This is a genomic window from Rahnella victoriana (assembly GCF_004330295.1).
Taxonomy (GTDB): Bacteria; Pseudomonadota; Gammaproteobacteria; order Enterobacterales; family Enterobacteriaceae; genus Rahnella; species Rahnella victoriana.
On sequence record NZ_SJOJ01000002.1, the window covers coordinates 267,048 to 286,486 of the forward strand.

The following is a 19,439-nucleotide window of genomic DNA, read 5'->3' on the forward strand; positions in this document are numbered from 1 at the left end:
TTTTTTAAAGACAAAATCAGTAAGGTTGCGCAGTAGAAGCCGCAGGCCGGTTCCAAAATCACGCCGGAGGAGAGGTGGAAAACCGCGTGTCTTTTTACGCGGGTTGTAACCCGAACGGAGGGCACCGCGCAGCGGCGGGATTTTGCGGCTATCACATGGCTTTCTGAAACATAGTCTTGAGCGGTAGCGCGCAGTGAAAGAGCCCGGGGGTCTTGGGGGCGGCGGCGATAAGCCGCCCCCAAGTCGGTGTGGGCCGACGCCCACGGTGTTGACCTTGACCTTAAAAAAGGCCCGTCTGGGCGGCCACCCCCAAGATGCCCGTATGGATTTATTCTACCGTCGAATACTTCACGTAGTGATTCGAACAGTTAAAGTGCGCGACATAGCTCAGGGTGCCATCGGGACCTTTCGCACTGAACGGGATGTGATATGTCCCTTTGTCTTCTTTGGCGTCGTCGCTGATGAAATTCAGTACCGGCACGGAGGTGCCCATATTGTCTTTATCATTCCCCCAGTTCGGGATGCGGTTTTCCATGTAGTCACGGGTGACGGTATCAATGGCATTGTTTTTGCTGATTTCAGCACACGCGCCTTCTGTGGAACGCTGCATCCACCATGGATAGACATAGACCGATCCCAGCATCAGCACCATCAGCAGGAAAATGACCGAAACGATCCCGATTAAAACGACTTTACTCATAATGCTTGCTACTCCTGAAAATTATCAGTCAAATCATAATCTGCCTGAATAAATCAATATCCATCCCAGGCGCGAAAGCGCGTATGTTACGCCAGTTAGTCAGCAGAGGTTAAGTAATATCAGCCTTTCTGTTGCATTCGCTTACAGAAGCCAATACCGCCAGCAGAACGGCGGTGTTAGCCTTTTTGATACCGTTATTATTAACACAAGGAGTAAGGCATGAGTCAGCAACAACCGATCGTCGCGGTACTGGGTCTGGGCGCGATGGGGCATGCATTTGCCGCAAACCTGATTAAAAAGGGCTTCACCACCCGCGTATGGAACCGTACCGCCACGCGGGCAGATTCGCTGGTTGCCGCCGGGGCGACATTGGGGCAGACGCCGCGTGAAGCGGCTGAAGGCGCTGATGTGGTCATCACCATGTTAGCGGATGCCAAAACGTCTCTTGAGGTTTATCAGGGCGATAACGGTTTGCTCGCCGGTCTGAAACAGGGCGGCATTATTGCCCAGATGGGCACGCTGGGCGTGGAAGGGACGGGATCTCTGATTGCGCTGATCAAACAGCAACGTCCGGACGTGGTGTTCCTTGATGCGCCGGTTTCCGGTACCAAAGCACCGGCCGAACAGGCGCAGATTGTGGTACTGGCCAGCGGCGATCGCGACGCTGCACCGGCAATTGAGCCGGTGTTTGCGGCCATTTCCAAAGCCACCAAATGGCTGGGTGAGGCCGGGCGTGCATCGAAAATGAAGCTGGTGGTGAATGCCTGGCTGATCGCCATGATGGAAGGGATCGCGGAAAGCACGCAACTGGCTGAAGAACTGGGGTTCACGGCCGATGAACTGTGGAATGTGCTGGAAGGCGGTCCGCTGGCGGCCCCTTATATCAAAGGCAAAATGGAGATGTTCAAAAGCGGCGATTACACCCCGCAGATGCAGCTGACCTGGGCGCTGAAAGATATTAATCTCGCCCTCGATGCAGGCAAAAATCTTCAATTACCGGTGATGAAACGTATCAGTCAGACCTGGCAAAGCGCGGTCGACGGCGGGTATGGCGATCAGGATCTGGCGGTGGTTTATCGCTACCTTGGTAACAAATAGATCGTCCTGCCCACGGACGGGCAGTCTTTTAACAAAAATCATTCATAACCCCTGCGTATAAATCAGTCCATCTGGCTATTGGTTATCCGTTCCGCCGCTGTGTTAGCGTGGCGTAATGTAGATAACATCCTTGCGGAGCCTGTATGAGCCAGACATCAACCCTTATCCCGCTGATCGACTTCAGTCAGTTTTCCGCCTCGCCGGAACAGCGTGAAGAATTCCTTGAACAATTACGTTATGCCGCCCGTGAAATTGGTTTCTTCTATCTCAAAAATCATGGCGTTGACGCACAACTGCTGAAGGATGTTCAGCGGGTCGCGCGGGAATTTTTTGCCTTGCCGGAAGAGGATAAGTTGGCGGTGGCGATGATCAATTCCTCCCATTTTCGTGGCTATAACCGTGCCGCTTCCGAAATTACCCGGGGTCAGCCGGACTGGCGTGAACAGTTTGATCTCGGGGCTGAGCGTACGGCATTGCCGGTCACCGCGGACACACCAGCATGGGCGCGGTTGCAAGGCCCTAATCAGTGGCCGGAGGCGCTGCCGGAATTACGTCCGTTATTGCTGCACTGGCAACGGGAAATGACGGCGATGTCGCTGCGTCTTTTACGTGCCTTTGCGCTGGCGTTGAAATTACCCGAAGAGGCGTTTGATCCGCTGTATGGCGAAAAGCCCAACGAACACATCAAACTGATCCGCTATCCGGGACGCGCGCAAAGCAGTGGCAATCAGGGCGTCGGCGCGCATAAGGATTCCGGCTTCCTCAGTTTCTTGCTACAGGATGAACAGCGTGGCTTGCAGGTGGAAGTCGAGGAAGGCCAGTGGGTGGATGCGTTGCCGGTTCCCGGTACGCTGGTGGTGAATATCGGTGAGTTGCTCGAGCTGGCCACCAACGGTTATCTGCGGGCCACCGTGCACCGCGTGGTGTCGCCGCCAGAGGGCGGTGAACGCCTGTCGCTGGCCTTTTTCCTCGGGGCGCAGCTGGATGCCGTGGTGCCGTTATTTCCGCTGCCCGACAGTCTGGCAAAAGAAGCGCGGGGCGAGGCCAGTGATCCGCTCAATCCGTTATTCCGCGACGTGGGTTTCAACTATCTGAAAGGGCGTCTGCGCTCACATCCTGATGTGGCGCAGCGTTATTACGCCGACATTGTCAGCGCTGAAATTACGGGCTGACCGGTGCCTGTGCGGTATCGACGCTGACTACCGTCGACATGCCCGGGCGCAGTTGCTCACTTTGCGATTGCCCCGGTTCCAGTTCAATCCTCACCGCGATACGCTGCGAAATCTTGGTAAAGTTACCGGTCGCGTTATCTGCTTTCAGTACGCTAAATTCCGAACCAGCCGCTGGCGAGATCCGCACCACGTGGCCTTTAAACGGATGATCGTTCAGCGCATCGACGGTGAAAGAGGCCGGTGTGCCAACCGCCATACCCGCCAGCTGACGCTCTTTAAAATTCGCCGTTACCCAGACCATTTTGGGGGTGATGGACGTCAGTTGTGTTCCGGCACTGACATATTGCCCGAGACGCGCGCTGACTTCCCCGAGCTGCCCGTCTGACGGCGCAATGATCTTGGTATGTTGCAGATTGATTTGCGCCACCTGAACTTTGGCTTCTGCGGCCTTTAACGCCGCCGCCAGCGAAGCCTTATTGGTATCGACTAACGCCAGATCCTGACGGGCAATATTCACTGAGGCGCGGGCTTTGGCGACATTGGCCTGTGCGGTCAGCAACGCGGCGTGAAGTTCATCACCGGTGGTTTTGGAAACCAGCCCTTTCTCCAGTAACGGTCCGTTACGACCGGTATCCAACGCGGCCTTGCTTTGCGTGGCCTGAGCACTTTGCAGTTCGGCCTCGGCCAGTTGCAGGCTGGCAGCGCGCGATGCACGATTCTGCTCCACATTTTGCAGTGAAACCTTCGCCTGTGCGGCGGCCGCTTCGGCCTGTAACAACTCCTGACGGTAGGTGCTGTCGTCGATCACAAACAGCACATCGCCTTTTTTAACCGCCATGAAATCCTGCACGCTGACGTCGGTGACATAGCCGGAAACCTGCGGGCTGAGCAGGGTGACATTACCGCGCACATAGGCGTTATCCGTCGTTTCAACCTGTGAGTTGAAGGGGAATAATTGCCAGCTGTATAACACAATCATGACCCCGATAATCCCGAGGCAAAGCACCACAATAATGGATGGATAACGAAAGATATTTTTCATCAGTTTTTCCGCGTGACTCTTTTTTGTTCATCTGTAAAAGCGAGTGATTCAGGCGACAGCCTCAGTGGCTTCGCGTCTTTTCGTCTGGATCCGTCCGACAATAATGTGCGCGCAAAGCACGGCAAAACAGCCCAGCGACATGTAAAACACCACCAAAAAAACATCGTTGTAGGCCAGCAATCCGGCCTGCTGTGTCACTTTCTGACTCAGTTGTGCCAGACCTTCGGCGCTCAGTTGCGTGCCGTCGTTTAACACCGGTTTCAGAAAATGGCTGTATTGAGAAACGCGCTCGACCACTAACGGATTTTGCAGGCTGATATTTTCTACCAGCGCGCTGGAATGAAATTTCTCCCTCAGGATCTGAACAGTCCCGAGGAAGGCGCTGCCAACCTGTGCGCCGACGTTCTGGGTGGAGAGAAACACCAGAATAAAACTGATGATCTGACTCTGACCAAACTGCAATGCGCGGATAAACCCAAGCCACAGTGAGGTCGGCAGGAAAATCGCCCCGGCAAAGGCAATCATTCCCTGCGTCAGATAAAACTGTTCAGGGCGCGTATCCACGGTGGAATGGGCATCCATAAACGAGGCGACGGCGATCAGGGCTATGGAAAACAGATGGATATAGACAATCCGGTTGGCTTTGTGAATGATGCTGACCACCACCAGTCCGGCGAAAGTCGCGCCGAGGATCACACAAAACAACGTCACCAGTTGGTCATTGAGCAGCCCGACCAGATTCAGAAAGCCGACCATGCCGGTGGTCTGTTCGGAAAGCAGCATGCGCACAAACAACATTGAGCCGGTGAACAGCAGCATTTCCGGCGTCATCAGCCAGCGCAAATCAATGATCGGATTTTTACGCTTCAGCTCGACCATAAAAGAGAGTGTCAGCGCGATGATTCCGACCACCAGCACTTCGCCAATCCAGTCTTTTTCCTGCCACCAGTAATAGCGGCCCATGGTCAGCACCACCGACATACAGGCCACGGCCGTGGCGATCAGCGGATAACTGATCCAGTCCGTCCGCTCGAAAACTTTCACCCGGGGCGGATGCGTCAGCGGCAAAATCCAGATAATCGTCAGACAGATCAGCGACAGACCGGATTCCAGCGTCGTCAGCTGATGCCAGTGCCCGAGATCTAACAGATGCGGCGAGATAATGCGCGACACCGGCAGGGCAATCTGACTCCCCGCCAGCCCGAAACACAATCCTGCCGTCAGCTTTTTGGCGGGCGGGAAAATCTCAAACATATAAAACAACGCCAGCGGACCGAGCGACGCCATGGCAAAACCCATCACTGCCCGCACGGCCAGTGCAGTCTGGAAATCATGCGTGAAAGTTTGCGCCATCGAGGCGACGGCAAAAAACAACAGGCCATACTCGCCGAAACGACGGAAACCAAACTGGGTGCGAATTTTGTATAACAGGATCGTACCGGTGACGCTGGTGGCGGTATAGGCGGCGACCAGCCAGTAACTTTCCACATTGGAAATCCCCAGCGAACCCTGAATGCCCGGCAGATTTGAGCTGACCAGATTGATCCCCAGCCCCTGCGTCATGCCGATAATCAGCGACGCCAGCGCATAAACCCCAATCCTCAAACGCGGAAATTGCCAGAGCCAGGTGCTGACCTGAACGGCAAAAGGGTGATGCTGCGACGGCGGCACCGGGGGCGGCGTATCGGCTTTCGGTACTTCGGGCGGTGCAGGCTGGCTTTTTTGTGGTGATGCATCCCGTGTTGATAATTCACCGGCATCCTGCCGGACATCTGAATCAGAACCCGTCGTCATCGTTATGCCTTGTAAGTCATTACCCAACTAGTTTGTAGCTTGCTACATAATGTAATAAGGCGTTTCAACGGTGTCTAGCCAATTATTCATATCAGTGATATTTACAAACGAAAATAACGAATAACAAATCAGTAACGGAAGTGATTAGTGCAGGCGATGGCGGGGGGGAATTCGGGAGAAAAACGCCACTACAATGCGGCGATATTGGCAGTGATACTGGCGAGAACGCCACGGGCGATATCCACATCTTTTTGCGGAATGCCTTCCATAACGCGGATCAGAATATCATCCGTCATGCTGCGAACCTGATTGGCCAGTTCGGTACCGGCTTCGGTCAGCCTGATATCTTTGGAGCGGCGGTCAGTTTCACCAGGGCAACGTTCCAGCAGCCCCAGCTCAGCAAGGCTGTCGAACAGGCGGATAGCGGTGGGGTGTTCCACTTCCAGCAACGATGTCAGTTCGCCCTGAGGCAGGCGACCCCTGGCGGCTTCGAGGTGTAATAACACCTGACCCCGTGCCAGCGTCAGACCAATGGTTTTGAATCGGGCATCACAATAGGTTCGCAGCTGACGACCGATATGGATGGTTTCAGGCAGGAAACGGACGGCAGGCGAGGTGGCTTCCGGGCGGCGGTGTAATGTGGTCAAAGGCGATCCTCAGCGACGGGGCGTAAGCAGGTTTTTTATGGCGTCAGAGTAGCACGATATGCAACATTTACCAGAAAAGGCAGGCCGCTGTTAACATTTTGAGACAAGTGGAAGAGGCGTCGCAGCAGGGTTTTCAGAAACCCGTTAGTCTGTTTTTCTGACGTTTCCTTTATCCCTCTTATGGAGAAAATACGATGCAACCGGTCATCAACATGATTACGCTGGGCGTTAAAGACTTAGCGGTGGCGACTGAATTTTATCAGCACGGACTCGGCTTTCCCAAAGTCGTCATCGATTCCGACGGGGTCAGTTTCTTCGAACTGGCAGGGGCGTGGCTGTCTCTTTTTCCGTGGGAAGAACTGGCAAAAGACGCAGAAGTCAGCGCGGCAGGGCAAGGTTTTCGCGGTGTCGCACTGGCGCAGACGGTCGCCAGTGAAGCCAAAGTGGATGCGATCCTGGCTCAGGCCGTAAAAGCCGGAGGCAAACTCATCAAGCCGGGGCAGAAAGTGTTCTGGGGCGGATATTCGGGCTACTTCGCCGATCCGGACGGACATCTTTGGGAAATCGCCTACAACCCGTTTATGAAAATCGGCCCGCAGGAAGAGTGAAAGTCATTATATTAGTTACAACATACAATTTATTTCTTTAAACAGGGTGACAGTCTGCAAGCCATAAAAAAACACCGCCATACGGCGGTGTCTGTCATTATTCTGGCAGGAAAAGAGGATCTTATAAACCGCGTTTTTCCATTAACAGGGCAAGATCCACCAGACGGTTTGAGAAGCCCCATTCATTGTCATACCAGGCTAGAATCTTAACCAGTTTGCCGCCGATCACCAGCGTTGACAGCCCGTCGATGATAGAAGAGCGCGGGTCGCCACGGTAATCACTCGAGACCAGCGGCTCTTCGCTGTAGCCCAGAATGCCTTTAAGCGGACCGGATTCAGCAGCTTTACGGAACGCGGCATTGATTTCTTCCACCGTTGCTTCACGTTTCAGGTTCACGGTTAAATCGACGATGGATACGACAGGAACCGGCACACGCAGGGAATAACCGGTCATCCGTCCGTCAAGTTCAGGGATGACTTTCCCGATGGCTTTAGCGGCGCCGCTGGAATAAGGCACGATAGAAACAGCCGCCGCACGCGCACCGCGCAAATCTTTTTCAGGCTGATCGTGTAACGCCTGACTGTTGGTGTAAGCGTGTGTGGTGTTCATCAAACCGTGCTCGATGCCGAAGGTCTGATGCAGAACCTGCGCGGCAGGGGCAAGGCCATTGGTGGTACAACTGCCGTTGCTGACCACTTTGTGTTTTGCCGGGTCGTACTCGCCGTCATTAACGCCCATCACGATAGTGATGTCGTCATTTTTGGCCGGTGCGGAAATGATCACGCGTTTGGCTCCGCCTTTGGTGATATGCACTTCAGCTTTGGCTTTTTCAGTAAAGAAGCCGGTCGCTTCAATGACAATATCCACGCCGACACTGCTCCACGGAATAGCCGCCGGATCTCTTTCTGAAAAGACTCGTACCGTTTTGCCATCGACCAGCAGCTGGCCTTCGCCCGCTTCAACATCTGCCTTTAAGGTGCCGGACAGGGAATCATATTTCAGAAGATGCGCGAGGGTCTTACTGTCGGTAAGATCGTTAATCGCCACCACCTGAAAGTCATCACGCCCCAGTGCAGCGCGCAACACATTCCGCCCAATCCTGCCGAAACCATTGATACCTACTTTGACCATGATGAACTCCTTAGTTATCTGACTTACGATTAATTTAGTCCGAAGGAGATATGGCGTAAATGACAATAAAAGATCAATTTACGCCAACATGCGTGAACAAAAACGTTCTCTGTATTCTTTGGGTGTCAGTTGTAAATTTCTTTCAAACACACGGCGCAAATTCAGCCCGCCACCAAAGCCGGTGGAAAGGGCGATCCGCCCGATGCTTTGCGTCGTCTGTTCCAGAAGTTGTCTTGCGGCGCTCAGTCGCGCTTCTTCCACGTATTTGGCGGGAGTGATGCCGGTTTCACGGGTGAAGACCCGCGTGAAGTTTCGCGGACTCATCGCCACGCGTTCTGCCAGGCTTTCGACCGATAAGTCACCGGTCAAATTCTGCATGAGCCATGTCTGAAGTTCGCGGATGGGGCCGTCACTGGCCTGATTCAAAAGATAGCGGCTGAATTGCGACTGTCCACCCGGACGCCGCAGAAACATCACCAGATCCTGTGCGACATCTCTGGCCAGGCTGAAACCGTGGTCATCTTCAACCAGAGCCAGGGTGAGGTCGAACCCCGAACTGACGCCGCCGGATGTCCAGACCGGTCCGTCCTGAACATATAACGGCCCGCGTTCGACCACGATCTGCGGGTATTCAGCCTGCAACGCGTCCAGCAATCGCCAGTGTGTGGTGGCATGGCGACCGTTCAGCAATCCCGTTTTCGCCAGCAATACGGCACCGCCACAAACAGACACCACGCGGCGGGCATAGGGTGCTGCCTGTTTCAGCCAGTCAACCACGCCGGAGCCTTCTTCATCCGTCAGGCCCTTGCCGGTGATCATAATGGTGTCACGGGGCAGCGTCGGGTCAAGGTCACAAAGCCGGTGGTCGGCCAGCAGATTCAGGCCGGAAACGCCGTGTACCACGCGGTGCGGTTGCGTCGTCGCCACCGTGACCTGATACGGCGAACCGGACGCATCGGGTGGCAACAGACGGTTGGCCTGCATGAGGATATCGGCAATGCCTGCCGCTTCGAATAACATGCCCCCGTCGGGGACGATAATCAGAAATGTGTTCATGGCATTAAAAATACAATCTGTATTAAATAAGTCAAACCGCTTGATGCTTTTATCCGCATCGTCAGCCAGCGGATGAACATAAAAGCAGGGCGCCCGGACAGGATTCCGCATTTTTGGCACAGGCTGACTGCCAAAAAGTACGCATTACTGCATGACCGGAAGTGACGATAACGGTATCTTATCAGCGCGGAGAATTACTCATATCAACCCTGGAAGATTATGATTTCAACATTAAAAAAACCATTACAATTCAGCATGTTGGTCATGCTGATGATTCTGGCTGGCTGTTCCAGCAAACCTCATTATAAAAAATACGATACGCATGCCTTTGATGATGAAATCGAGGATGCCGCTGATGAATACAAAGTCGATCGTAAACTTGTTAAAGCGATTATTCAGGTCGAATCCGGTTTCAATCCGGAAGCCGTCAGTCCTTCAAATGCCATCGGCCTGATGCAATTGAAAGCCTCGACCAGTGGTTGTGACGCATACCGTTATAAAGGCAAACGGGGTTGTCCTGATGATGACGATTTACTGGATCCGGAAACCAACATTGATTTGGGCACCGCCTATATCAGCGCATTACAACGGCAGCAGCTAAACTGGATCAATGATCCGCTGACACGGCGTTACGCCACCGAAGTTGCATATGCCAATGGCGCCGGTGCGTTACTGCGTACTTTTTCCAGTAACCGGCAAACGGCCATTCAGATGATCAACCAGCTGACGCCGGATGCCTTTAACTGGCATGTGCGTCAGTATCATCCTGCGGCGCAGGCACCCAGATACATGGCGAAAGTTGAGAAGGCGTACGCCGGTTTATAACCTTTAAGCGTGTTAAAAATGGATGCGCTACGTGAATTTTGCAGTACTACGGTACTGATTGATTCTCAGAATCGACGTAGCGCGATCAGGTTGAAATGTCAGATTCAGTGCAAACGGAGGGTTTGAATGCCGGACAATATGTTCAGAGACATTCCTCAGGCAGCAGGCGACCGGGAAAAAGAAACCTTTGAAGATTTGCTGACCCGGCCAGGTCTGCGTATCGAGCGGATCGTGTCGACCGGACAGGCCAGTCCGCCGGGGTTCTGGTATTGTCAGCCGCAAAATGAGTGGGTGCTGGTTCTGCAAGGTTCGGCAGGTTTGCAAATCGAAAACGAAACAGAAGTGCGGATCATGAAATCAGGCGACTTCGTGAATATCCCGTCGTTATGCAGACACCGTGTCGAATGGACAGATCCTGATGAAACCACCTTATGGCTGGCCATTCACTATGATGATGACAGAGACAAAGGGGCGGGTGAGGCGTGATACAGGAAGAATAAAGGTCTGGTGCGCAGCTCTTTATCTTATTTAACATAATATACATTATACGCACTTTGATTATCTACCTGATATCTTCTACATTAACCTTGTATCCGGCCGCACATATCCTTTCAGGAGGTTTTTTAGTGATCATCGCTCAGTTGTCTGACATCCATGCTCATGAACATAACGATAACCTCACCCGACTTGATCGCGCCCTGGCATGGCTGGATCTCATGTCGCCGGACGCCCTTGTACTGACCGGCGATTTGATTGACGACGGCTGGTTTGATGGTTATGAGATCATTGCAGGTAAACTTAACGAAAGAACCTTTCCATCTTTTATCCTGCCTGGTAATTCTGATGACCGCGCAGTGATGAAGTCCGTTTTGGATGGTCACTACTGGAATCACACCTCAACCCATGGCGCTCTGCATTTTGTTGCAGACATCGGTGAGCTTCGTCTTATTGGCCTTGATACCACCCTCAGAAATAGCGCTGCCGGATCGGTCGGCGAACATCTTCCGTGGCTTACCGATATTCTGGCCACTGACGGTCCCACAGCATCGATTCTTTTTATGCATCATCCGGTTATCCGCAGCGGCATACCGCCTTTAGATCAGATAATGTGTCTTGATGCGGCAAAATTGGCTGAGTGTTTATCTGACCATCCGCGAAAACCCCTGGCAATCACCTCGGGTCATGTTCACCGGCCAATGGCGGGAAACCTGGCCGGAATCCCGGCTTATATCTGTGGATCACTCTGTCCGGAAAACCCGTTATGGTTTGGCTCCGACATCGTTCCTCCGGTGAACAACTGCCTGTCATTTATGATCCACCGCTACGCTGACGGCGAACTGGTCACCCACCCTGTTCTTCTTTAATGCCATCACTGAGGATTATTGAACCGTTTACAATCTCCATTCGGCTCGTATAATGAGCCAAATAGACTTTCTATTCGGCTCACAGGTTTCCCGTTATGGATAATCAACAATGGATCTGGCAAAAATCTGACTGGCCACAGTTGAACTGGGATGACGATGTTATCCAGCCCATGTTGCGGCAGACTCGCCTGAAAATGGGCAAACTGGTGGGTAAAGTCGAATCCCGCTCCGGGCATGAAGCCACTGAGTATTCGCTCGAAGCCATGCTGAGCAACATTCTTTCTTCTTCTGAAATCGAAAATGAACGGCCCGATGCCCGTTCTGTTCGTTCGTCTTTGGCAAAACGGTTGGGACTTGCGGAACACCCGGCGGGCACAATGACGGAACGTTCGGAAGGTCTGGCAAAAATGATGATGGATGTATTTGATCCCCATAATCCTTTGCTTTCAGAAACCCGTTTGTTCCAGTGGCATTGCTGGTTGTTCCCCGAGCCAGCCCCGTTGTATTTAAGGCGGGGGCAATGGCGTGGCGAGGAGACAATGCGCGTCGTTTCCGGGCGGATTGGGCATGAGAAAGTGCATTACCAGGCGCCTCCCCGTGAACAATTAACCGAAGAACTTCAGCATTTTATCGGATGGTATAACCAGTCATTCGACCGACCGGCTCTGGATCCGCTGCTTCGGGCTGCTATAGCCCATTTCTGGTTCATTACGCTTCACCCGTTTGAAGATGGTAACGGACGGATCACCCGGGCACTGACGGACATGGCGCTGTTTCAGGCCGATCATGACAGCGTCCGTTTATATGCCATGTCGGAGGCCATACTGCGTCACCGCAGCGGATATTATGATGTTCTTGAAGCCACCCAGCGCGGAGGCATGGATCTGACCCGCTGGCTCAGCTGGTTTTTGCAAATGCTTGAAACCACGATGGATACAGCAATCCAGCGCATTGATCAGATCCTGGAGAAATCTCGGTTCTGGCAGATTTACCACGCGAGTCATTTCTCTGATGAACAGAGAAAAGTCCTCAACCGCTTACTCGATGGCGGAGAGAAAGGTTTTTCAGAAGGCATAAATGCCAGCCAGTATCAGAAAGTCGCCAAAGTCAGTAAGGCCACGGCAACACGGCATCTGGCCGATCTCGTTTCTCTTGGTTGTCTGATAAAATCAGCCACCGGCGGGCGCAGCACCCGCTATACCATCAACCGGAACTTCTCGTGTATCAACGCAGGAAAACTCATGAAAAACATCACTTTTTACGGCCGTTTTGAAACGGACATCCTTGCCGGACGCAAAACGATCACACTGCGTGAAGCCAGCGACGCAGATTTTAACGCAGGCGATCAGGTACGTGTCAGCCGTTATGAAGACGGGGTGTTTTTCTGCAACATTGAGGTTATTGCAGTCACACCGGTTCATTTCGATGCGCTGAATGAGCAACATGCCGCGCAGGAAAACATGACTCTCGCGGAGCTGAAACAGGTGATCAGCGAGATTTATCCGGGGCTGAAAGAATTGTTTATGATTGAATTTCGCCTGCTTTGAGGATGCAGCGCGCGGCGGATTCCCTTCCCCGCGCGCCCTTTTCTTCAGCCTTTCCAGCGTGAATTTCGGATCACTGAGCAGAAATTCCCTCTGACAAATCCGGGATCTTTATCGGCTATAACGTCAGCTTTCACGTTGCCGAATGTCGTGTCTGGTTTGTTTTTGATGCCGTCATAAAATGCCTGAATAATGTCTTCCTTGAAGGCCGGTGTCCGTGGATGGGCGTCCACCACGGCGTGACGGACATCATCGTTGTAACCCTGATAATTAATCCCCAGCACATCCATTTCCACACCGGCCGTCACCAGCGCAATGACCGGATCCATAAATTCCGGGATCCCGGGCGTGGTATGCAGCGCAATTGCCGTCCAGACCTTGTCGATATCCTGCGGGCTGACGCCATGCTGTTGCATAAACTCACGGGCCGCGTTCGCCCCGTCAACTTCAAAGCGTTTGTCACAACTGCAATGTTCATGAGTCAGCCCCATGTCATGAAACATGCAGCCAATATAAAGCAGTTCAAGATCGACCTTTAACTGACGTTGCTGCCCGGCCAGGGCTGCCCAGTAATACACACGGCTGGAATGATGAAACAGTAAATCAGTTTCTGTGTCGCGGACCCGTTCAGTCGCCTCGCGGGCCATCTTACTGTCGGGAATACGAATGCCATTGATGTTCAGCGTCATAATGTTTCTCCTGTTGGCTTGAATGAAATCAGGATAAGCGGCAGGATGAATGTCATCAATCGTCGCATCAAGACGATATGAGACATAACCGTAATCTGCGACAGGAAACCCTTCAATGGCAAAACACATCATCATTCTTGCGGTACCGGGCGTGCAGTTGCTCGATGTCTCGGGGCCGCTGGACGTTTTCGCCGAAGCCAATCAGCAGCGCGGCCGTGAGGTGTATAAACTGAGCGTGATGGCCGTCAGCGAAGATCGGGTTGTGCCAACCTCGTCCGGTGCAAAACTTCTGGCGGATATCTCCCTGTCCTCCGCCCTTTCGTCGCCTGCCGATACCTTTCTGGTTGCCGGTGCACCGGTACTGGACCCCTTCATCACCGATGAAATGCTGAAAGAAGATATTCGTCGGCTTAGTCTGCAATCCCGGCGTTTTGGCTCCGTGTGTACGGGCGCGCTGTTACTTGCCGCTGCGGGATTACTCGACGATTGTCACGTCACCACGCACTGGTCGGTCGCCGGTCAGCTCAGGACGCAATACCCGCGGGTGAATGTTGAGGAAGATGCCATTTTTATTGCTGACGGCAGGCTACGCACCGCAGCGGGGGTGACGTCCGGGCTGGATTTAGCCCTGCATATGGTGGAAGAAGATCTCGGTCGGGAAACTGCGCTGGATGTCGCCGCACAGCTGGTGATGTTCTTTAAACGTCCGGGCGGACAGTTACAGTTCAGCCGTCATGGTCAGGCATCGCTAAGCGGGCGTTCCGCCCTGCAGGATGTACAACGCTGGGTGATGAACTCACTGGATCAGCCGCATAATGTGAAAAGTCTGTCCCGGCATATGGGCATCAGCGCCCGGCATCTGACACGGTTGTTCAATCAGGAACTGAAGCAGTCCCCGGCGGAATGGCTGGAACAGCAGCGGGTATTTCATGCCAGAACGCTGCTGGAATCCGGGGAACTGGCCATCAAACAAATTGCGGCACAGTGCGGGTTTTCAGGTGTTGATGTGCTGCGACGGGCATTTGTGCGGCAGCTTTCTGTGACACCGTCACAATATAAAAAGCATCACACCCGCTGAATAAACACGGTGTTTTTGCTATAAAACGGCCACCTGTGCCCGACGAAAACACGCCGGATGATGGGTATTAATCAGGCCGGTAGCCTCCATCCAGGCATAGACAATGGTCGGGCCGACAAATTTAAATCCCCTCTTTTTGAGATCTTTCGAAATGCGTTCTGACAATGCATCTTTCGTGGGCACCGGCCCGCTATGCTGAATCGCTTTTCCGCCGATTTGCGCCCAGATCCATTCACCGAAATCTTCCCCTGCCTGCTGCATAGCAAGGTACGCGCGGGCGTTGTTAATCACCGCCGTGATTTTGCTTCGCGAACGGATAATATCGGCGTTATTTACCAGCCTTTCGATGTCCTCTTCCGTGAAGCCGGCGATTTTTGCAGGTTCGAACTGGCAAAAAGCCAGCCGCAATGCGTCTCGTTTTTTCAGCACAATGCGCCAGGATAACCCGGCCTGAAAACCATCCAGCATCAGTTTTTCCCACAATGCGCGGCTGTCACGAACCGGCTTGCCCCATTCATTGTCATGATAGGCGATCATCATGGGGTCAGTTGTGCCCCAGGGGCAGCGGATAAGGTCGGTCATAGCGCACTCACGATGGAAGAAGTTTCGCTATTCTAACCCGATATCCGGCCTGAAGTGGTAAACTTGCTTTCCACCCTGCCTGACGACTATCTCACTGAATTTGATGAATTCCCCATGATTAAGGTGTGCACGTTTTATGATTATGGCCTACACTGTATGTTGTAACTAACTGGAGGATGTATGGCGGATTATGATTTGATTGCCCGGATGAACGGCTGTTTTAATGAGCTTGAACTGGCACTGCACGATCTGGGGAATTTCCTGAATCAGCTGGAATTATTGCAGGCACGGGTCTTTGCCCTGCCCGAAATAGTGAAAGGTGAAGAGCATAATCCTGCGGATAAAATCAGCGTGACACCGCACACCGGTGAAGCCGCACAAACACTGGCGTTACAACATTTTCAGCGCCTGTTCATTCATCATAATAATGAAAATGTCAGCAGTAAATCGGCAGTACGCTTGCCCGGCGTGCTGTGTTATGCCGTTGATCCTGCGGAACATCAGTCCGCCCTGCTGCTGATAGAAGAAGTGAATAAACTCAAAGCCGAGCTGGAACATATTGTCACCGTTGAATCGGGTCTTGCCCGTGAACAACGCTTTGAGTTTGTGCATACCCACCTTCGCGGTCTGATCACCCTGAATGCTTACCGTTCGGTGACCTGGCTGAATGATCCGGACTCCGTGCGCTTTGGCTGGGCAAATAAGCACATTATAAAAAATGTGACCCGCGATGAAGTGCTGGCACAACTGGAAAAAAGCCTGAATGCCGGACGGGCGGTCTCGCCTTATACCCGGGAGCAATGGATGGAGAATATTAACCGCGAAATGAATGATGTGAAGCGACTGCCGGAACATGCGGCGCTGAAATTTAAACGACCGGTGAAAGTGCAACCCATTGCCCGCGTGTGGTATCGCAACAGTCAGAAACAGGTGCAACATCCCTGCCCGCTGCCCCTGATTGCGTTATGTCTGCGTTCGCCAATGATGCAGGTACCGAAGCTGGGAGTATTGCCGGATTATGATGTCACGATGATCAAACACAAATATAAACCGCAGTCGCAGCCGCTGAGTCTGCTGATTAAACGCCTGCACCTTTATACCGATCATCCTTTATAAATCAGCCAGAAAAAAGGTCCGGTTTCCCGGACCTCATGTCATCATCAGCAATATGCTACTTATGCCTTCATGCTGCCTACCATTGCTTCCGGACGCACCCATTCGTCGAACTGTTCTTCGGTCAGATAACCGAGTTTCAGCGCCGACGCCTTAAGGGTCAGCCCTTCTTTATGGGCTTTCTTGGCGATTTCCGCCGCCTTGTCATAGCCGATATGCGTATTCAGCGCCGTCACCAGCATCAGCGATTCATTCAGCAGTTGCGTGATACGGTCACGGTTAGGTTCGATACCGACCGCGCAATGCTCGTTAAAACCGCTCATGCCATCCGCCAGCAAACGGACAGATTGCAGGAAGTTGTGGATCACCAGCGGACGGAACACGTTCAGCTCAAAGTTACCGGATGCGCCGCCAATATTGACCGCCACGTCGTTGCCCAGCACCTGCGCGCAGAGCATGGTCATGGCTTCGCACTGCGTCGGGTTCACTTTGCCCGGCATGATGGAACTGCCCGGTTCGTTCTCCGGAATCGAGATCTCGCCAATGCCGCAACGCGGGCCGGAAGATAACCAGCGCACATCGTTGGCGATTTTCATCAGTGACGCCGCAAGCCCCTTCAGCGCACCGTGGCCGTGAACCAGCGCATCGCAGGTGGCCAGCGCTTCGAATTTATTCGGTGACGTCACAAACGGCTGTCCGGTCAGTTCAGCCAGTGCTTTTGCCACACGCACCGCGTATTCCGGATGGGTATTCAGCCCGGTACCGACCGCCGTGCCGCCCAGCGCCAGCTCGGCAATATGCGGAATACTGTTTTCGATGTGCGTCAGGCTGTGCGCCAGCATCGCCACCCAGCCGGAAATCTCCTGCCCAAGTGTCAGCGGTGTGGCGTCCTGTAAATGCGTACGGCCAATTTTTACGATGTCGCGATAGGCTGTGGCTTTGTCGAAGAGTGTTTTATGCAGCACCTTCAGTTGCGGGATCAACGTTTCGCGCAGTTCAATCACCGCCGCGACGTGCATGGCCGTCGGGAAAACATCGTTCGAGCTTTGGCTTTTATTCACATCATCGTTCGGGTGAACTTTACGTTCTTCCCCGCGCACGCCGCCGAGAATTTCACTCGCCCGGTTGGCCAGCACTTCATTCATGTTCATGTTGGTCTGGGTGCCGGAACCGGTCTGCCAGATGGACAGCGGGAATTCGGCAGAATGTTTGCCAGCCAGCACTTCATCGGCGGCGGCAATAATGGCGTTGGCCCGCTCTTCCGGCAGCAGTCCCAGATCCATATTGACACTGGCTGCCGCGCGTTTGGTGAGTGCCAGCGCGTGGATCAGCGCCGTGGGCATTTTTTCAGAGGAAATACGAAAATGCTCGAGGGAACGTTGTGTTTGCGCGCCCCATAGCTTATCTGCCGGAACATCAATTGGCCCCATTGAGTCTTTTTCAATGCGTATAGCTGCCATTACTGTCTCCTTAGCTGCTTATTTACGATGCAATTTACGGTGCTCTTTATGATAAAAAAGCGGATTCTGCAGGTGTTGTAAAATACCGCGCGCGCTCCCACGCATCCTGTCGCGGCCAATAGATTATAGTGACATATAAGCCAGACGTATAATTCGAACCGATCCCCATTCCGAAATTGCCCTTTCATCGCACTTTTTAGCGCTTCAATGTTGTAAACCCTGCTTTGTCATTGTCTACTAGGCGCAATATTTTCTATTCAGGATGAAGCAATGCAAAAGATGCATAACGGTGTACAAAACTACGCCTGGGGCAGCAAAGACGCGCTGACAAAACTCTACGGGATCACCGATCCGCAGAACCGTCCGATGGCCGAATTGTGGATGGGTGCCCATCCGAAAAGCAGTTCTCAGGTTGAGAATACCAGTGGTCAGACGATTTCCCTGCGTGATCAAATCACCGCCAGCCCCGATGAGCAGTTAGGTAAAAAAGTCGCCAGGCGTTTTGGCGAATTGCCTTTCCTGTTTAAAGTGCTTTGCGCCGATCAGCCTCTTTCCATTCAGGTTCACCCGAGTAAAGGTGCCGCTGAAATAGGTTATGCCAAAGAAAATGCCGCCGGAATTCCTCTGGACGCGGCTGAACGTAACTACAAAGATCCGAACCATAAACCTGAACTGGTCTACGCCCTGACGCCTTTCCAGGCGATGAACGGTTTCCGCGAGCTGCGCGACATTGTTTCCCTGCTGCAACCGGTCGCCGGTGCGCATCCGCTGATCGCCAGTTTCCTCAACTTCCCGGATGTCGATCACCTGCGCGCCCTGTTTGCGGGCTTACTGAGTCTCGAAGGTGAAGATAAATCCCGCGCGCTGGATGTGCTGAAATCCGTGCTGGATGAACAACACGGCGAGCCGTGGGACACCGTCCGCAGTATTGGCGAATTCTATCCTGACGACAGCGGTCTGTTCTCTCCGCTGCTGCTGAACGTGATTACGCTGCAACCGGGCGAAGGCATGTTCCTGTATGCCGAAACCCCGCATGCTTATCTGAAAGGTGTCTCGCTGGAAGTGATGGCGAACTCTGATAACGTGCTGCGTGCCGGTCTGACCCCGAAATACATTGACATTCCGGAACTGCTGGCGAACCTGAAATTCAACGCCAAGCCCGCCGGAGAGCTGCTGACCACGCCGGTGGCGAAAGGCGCGGAACTCAACTTCCCTATTCCGGTCGAAGACTTTGCGTTTTCGATCCACAGCCTGTCTGCACAACCTCAGACGCTGGAGCAGGACAGTGCAGCGATTGTTTTCTGTATCGAAGGCCAGAGCATTTTGGTAAAAGACCAGGAAACACGGGTGCTGAACCCTGGTGAATCCTGTTACCTGTCTGCCAGCGAATCGCCGGTGAATGTCAGCGGCAATGGCCGGATCGCACGGGTCTTCAATACACTCGGTTAAATGATCATTTGCTTAAACAAAACGGGGCTAACTGCCCCATTTTGATGATTTTTTTGCTGATTCAGCTACACTGAAGAAACTAATAA

General features: G+C 53.1%; 19 protein-coding genes and 1 pseudogene. 11 read left to right on the forward strand and 9 right to left on the reverse strand.

Going from position 1 to position 19,439, the window contains the following annotated elements; genetic code table 11:
• Nucleotides 1-328: 328 nt before the first annotated feature.
• Nucleotides 329-700, reverse strand: coding sequence for a YebF family protein (locus EYY67_RS02955; protein WP_131692793.1), 372 nt, complete (start codon nucleotides 698-700; stop codon nucleotides 329-331).
• A gap of 219 nt (nucleotides 701-919) precedes the next feature.
• Here EYY67_RS02955 and EYY67_RS02960 point away from each other — a divergent pair, with 219 nt between their 5' ends.
• Together EYY67_RS02960 and EYY67_RS02965 are read left to right on the forward strand one after the other, a co-directional pair.
• The gene (locus EYY67_RS02960) at nucleotides 920-1,798 is read left to right on the forward strand and encodes an NAD(P)-dependent oxidoreductase (protein ID WP_131692794.1); all 879 of its coding nucleotides are present in this window, start codon (nucleotides 920-922) and stop codon (nucleotides 1,796-1,798) included.
• Between the two features lie 143 nt (nucleotides 1,799-1,941).
• Complete coding sequence (locus EYY67_RS02965; RefSeq protein ID WP_131692795.1) at nucleotides 1,942-2,970, forward strand: isopenicillin N synthase family dioxygenase; 1,029 nt, start codon at nucleotides 1,942-1,944, stop codon at nucleotides 2,968-2,970.
• Here EYY67_RS02965 and EYY67_RS02970 read toward each other — a convergent pair.
• The 3 genes from EYY67_RS02970 to EYY67_RS02980 form a co-directional block, all read right to left on the reverse strand.
• Nucleotides 2,960-4,012, reverse strand: coding sequence for an HlyD family secretion protein (locus EYY67_RS02970; protein ID WP_095922037.1), 1,053 nt, complete (start codon nucleotides 4,010-4,012; stop codon nucleotides 2,960-2,962). The genes EYY67_RS02965 and EYY67_RS02970 overlap by 11 nt on opposite strands.
• 48 nt (nucleotides 4,013-4,060) lie before the next feature.
• Nucleotides 4,061-5,806, reverse strand: coding sequence for an MFS transporter (locus EYY67_RS02975; protein WP_095922038.1), 1,746 nt, complete (start codon nucleotides 5,804-5,806; stop codon nucleotides 4,061-4,063).
• A 188-nt stretch (nucleotides 5,807-5,994) separates the two neighbouring features.
• On the reverse strand, nucleotides 5,995-6,453 hold the full coding sequence (locus EYY67_RS02980) for a MarR family winged helix-turn-helix transcriptional regulator (RefSeq protein WP_095922039.1): 459 nt from the start codon (nucleotides 6,451-6,453) through the stop codon (nucleotides 5,995-5,997).
• Nucleotides 6,454-6,647: 194 nt separating this feature from the next.
• On the opposite strand from EYY67_RS02980, the gene EYY67_RS02985 reads away from it, so the two are divergent.
• Nucleotides 6,648-7,061, forward strand: a complete 414-nt coding sequence (locus EYY67_RS02985; protein WP_095922040.1) for a VOC family protein — start codon at nucleotides 6,648-6,650, stop codon at nucleotides 7,059-7,061.
• A 121-nt stretch (nucleotides 7,062-7,182) separates the two neighbouring features.
• On the opposite strand, the gene gap is transcribed toward EYY67_RS02985, so the two are convergent.
• Together gap and EYY67_RS02995 are read right to left on the reverse strand one after the other, a co-directional pair.
• Nucleotides 7,183-8,193, reverse strand: a complete 1,011-nt coding sequence (gap, locus tag EYY67_RS02990) for a type I glyceraldehyde-3-phosphate dehydrogenase (RefSeq protein WP_131692796.1) — start codon at nucleotides 8,191-8,193, stop codon at nucleotides 7,183-7,185.
• Nucleotides 8,194-8,271: 78 nt separating this feature from the next.
• A complete protein-coding gene (locus tag EYY67_RS02995) occupies nucleotides 8,272-9,249 on the reverse strand; it encodes a GlxA family transcriptional regulator (RefSeq protein ID WP_119827402.1) in 978 nt (325 codons plus the stop codon).
• 219 nt (nucleotides 9,250-9,468) lie between these two features.
• On the opposite strand from EYY67_RS02995, the gene EYY67_RS03000 reads away from it, so the two are divergent.
• From EYY67_RS03000 to yqfB, 5 genes and pseudogenes are all read left to right on the forward strand, one after another.
• The gene (locus EYY67_RS03000; protein WP_131692797.1) at nucleotides 9,469-10,074 is read left to right on the forward strand and encodes a transglycosylase SLT domain-containing protein; all 606 of its coding nucleotides are present in this window, start codon (nucleotides 9,469-9,471) and stop codon (nucleotides 10,072-10,074) included.
• Nucleotides 10,075-10,200: 126 nt separating this feature from the next.
• Nucleotides 10,201-10,560 (forward strand): cupin domain-containing protein, encoded by a 360-nt coding sequence (locus tag EYY67_RS03005; protein WP_131692798.1) that lies wholly within the window; start codon nucleotides 10,201-10,203, stop codon nucleotides 10,558-10,560.
• 140 nt (nucleotides 10,561-10,700) lie between these two features.
• Nucleotides 10,701-11,438: a metallophosphoesterase gene (locus EYY67_RS03010; RefSeq protein WP_131692799.1), complete on the forward strand. Its 738-nt coding sequence runs from the start codon at nucleotides 10,701-10,703 to the stop codon at nucleotides 11,436-11,438.
• Nucleotides 11,439-11,533: 95 nt separating this feature from the next.
• Nucleotides 11,534-12,637, forward strand: a pseudogene (locus tag EYY67_RS03015) (Fic family protein); the annotation flags it as partial.
• A 42-nt stretch (nucleotides 12,638-12,679) separates the two neighbouring features.
• A complete protein-coding gene (gene yqfB, locus EYY67_RS24440) occupies nucleotides 12,680-12,985 on the forward strand; it encodes a N(4)-acetylcytidine aminohydrolase (protein ID WP_165497937.1) in 306 nt (101 codons plus the stop codon).
• A gap of 44 nt (nucleotides 12,986-13,029) precedes the next feature.
• On the opposite strand, the gene EYY67_RS03020 is transcribed toward yqfB, so the two are convergent.
• Nucleotides 13,030-13,671, reverse strand: coding sequence for an HD domain-containing protein (locus EYY67_RS03020; protein ID WP_095922046.1), 642 nt, complete (start codon nucleotides 13,669-13,671; stop codon nucleotides 13,030-13,032).
• 115 nt (nucleotides 13,672-13,786) lie between these two features.
• Between EYY67_RS03020 and EYY67_RS03025 the strand changes: the two genes are divergently transcribed.
• Nucleotides 13,787-14,749, forward strand: a complete 963-nt coding sequence (locus EYY67_RS03025; protein WP_131692801.1) for a GlxA family transcriptional regulator — start codon at nucleotides 13,787-13,789, stop codon at nucleotides 14,747-14,749.
• An 18-nt stretch (nucleotides 14,750-14,767) separates the two neighbouring features.
• On the opposite strand, the gene EYY67_RS03030 is transcribed toward EYY67_RS03025, so the two are convergent.
• Entirely contained in the window at nucleotides 14,768-15,331 is a 564-nt protein-coding gene (locus EYY67_RS03030) for a DNA-3-methyladenine glycosylase I (protein ID WP_095922048.1), read from the reverse strand.
• Between the two features lie 180 nt (nucleotides 15,332-15,511).
• On the opposite strand from EYY67_RS03030, the gene tus reads away from it, so the two are divergent.
• Nucleotides 15,512-16,447 carry a DNA replication terminus site-binding protein gene (gene tus, locus EYY67_RS03035; protein ID WP_095922049.1) on the forward strand — a complete coding sequence of 312 codons (936 nt, stop codon included), beginning with the start codon at nucleotides 15,512-15,514 and terminating at the stop codon, nucleotides 16,445-16,447.
• 59 nt (nucleotides 16,448-16,506) lie between these two features.
• Here tus and fumC read toward each other — a convergent pair whose 3' ends face one another.
• Nucleotides 16,507-17,904: a class II fumarate hydratase gene (gene fumC / locus EYY67_RS03040; RefSeq protein ID WP_095922050.1), complete on the reverse strand. Its 1,398-nt coding sequence runs from the start codon at nucleotides 17,902-17,904 to the stop codon at nucleotides 16,507-16,509.
• A 270-nt stretch (nucleotides 17,905-18,174) separates the two neighbouring features.
• On the opposite strand from fumC, the gene manA reads away from it, so the two are divergent.
• On the forward strand, nucleotides 18,175-19,353 hold the full coding sequence (gene manA, locus EYY67_RS03045; RefSeq protein ID WP_131692802.1) for a mannose-6-phosphate isomerase: 1,179 nt from the start codon (nucleotides 18,175-18,177) through the stop codon (nucleotides 19,351-19,353).
• The last annotated feature ends 86 nt before the right edge of the window (nucleotides 19,354-19,439 follow it).

Excerpts from the sequence above, each read along its gene's own strand:
- EYY67_RS02955 (WP_131692793.1), bottom strand. The coding sequence starts at position 700 with ATGAGTAAAGTCGTTTTAATCGGGATCGTTTCGGTCATTTTCCTGCTG.
- EYY67_RS02965 (WP_131692795.1), top strand. The coding sequence starts at position 1,942 with ATGAGCCAGACATCAACCCTTATCCCGCTGATCGACTTCAGTCAGTTT.
- EYY67_RS03020 (WP_095922046.1), bottom strand. The coding sequence starts at position 13,671 with ATGACGCTGAACATCAATGGCATTCGTATTCCCGACAGTAAGATGGCC.
- gap (WP_131692796.1), bottom strand. The coding sequence starts at position 8,193 with ATGGTCAAAGTAGGTATCAATGGTTTCGGCAGGATTGGGCGGAATGTG.
- EYY67_RS02975 (WP_095922038.1), bottom strand. The coding sequence starts at position 5,806 with ATGACGACGGGTTCTGATTCAGATGTCCGGCAGGATGCCGGTGAATTA.
- EYY67_RS03025 (WP_131692801.1), top strand. The coding sequence starts at position 13,787 with ATGGCAAAACACATCATCATTCTTGCGGTACCGGGCGTGCAGTTGCTC.
- EYY67_RS02995 (WP_119827402.1), bottom strand. The coding sequence starts at position 9,249 with ATGAACACATTTCTGATTATCGTCCCCGACGGGGGCATGTTATTCGAA.
- EYY67_RS02960 (WP_131692794.1), top strand. The coding sequence starts at position 920 with ATGAGTCAGCAACAACCGATCGTCGCGGTACTGGGTCTGGGCGCGATG.
- yqfB (WP_165497937.1), top strand. The coding sequence starts at position 12,680 with ATGAAAAACATCACTTTTTACGGCCGTTTTGAAACGGACATCCTTGCC.
- EYY67_RS03005 (WP_131692798.1), top strand. The coding sequence starts at position 10,201 with ATGCCGGACAATATGTTCAGAGACATTCCTCAGGCAGCAGGCGACCGG.
- EYY67_RS03000 (WP_131692797.1), top strand. The coding sequence starts at position 9,469 with ATGATTTCAACATTAAAAAAACCATTACAATTCAGCATGTTGGTCATG.
- tus (WP_095922049.1), top strand. The coding sequence starts at position 15,512 with ATGGCGGATTATGATTTGATTGCCCGGATGAACGGCTGTTTTAATGAG.
- manA (WP_131692802.1), top strand. The coding sequence starts at position 18,175 with ATGCAAAAGATGCATAACGGTGTACAAAACTACGCCTGGGGCAGCAAA.
- EYY67_RS02970 (WP_095922037.1), bottom strand. The coding sequence starts at position 4,012 with ATGAAAAATATCTTTCGTTATCCATCCATTATTGTGGTGCTTTGCCTC.
- EYY67_RS02985 (WP_095922040.1), top strand. The coding sequence starts at position 6,648 with ATGCAACCGGTCATCAACATGATTACGCTGGGCGTTAAAGACTTAGCG.
- fumC (WP_095922050.1), bottom strand. The coding sequence starts at position 17,904 with ATGGCAGCTATACGCATTGAAAAAGACTCAATGGGGCCAATTGATGTT.
- EYY67_RS03030 (WP_095922048.1), bottom strand. The coding sequence starts at position 15,331 with ATGACCGACCTTATCCGCTGCCCCTGGGGCACAACTGACCCCATGATG.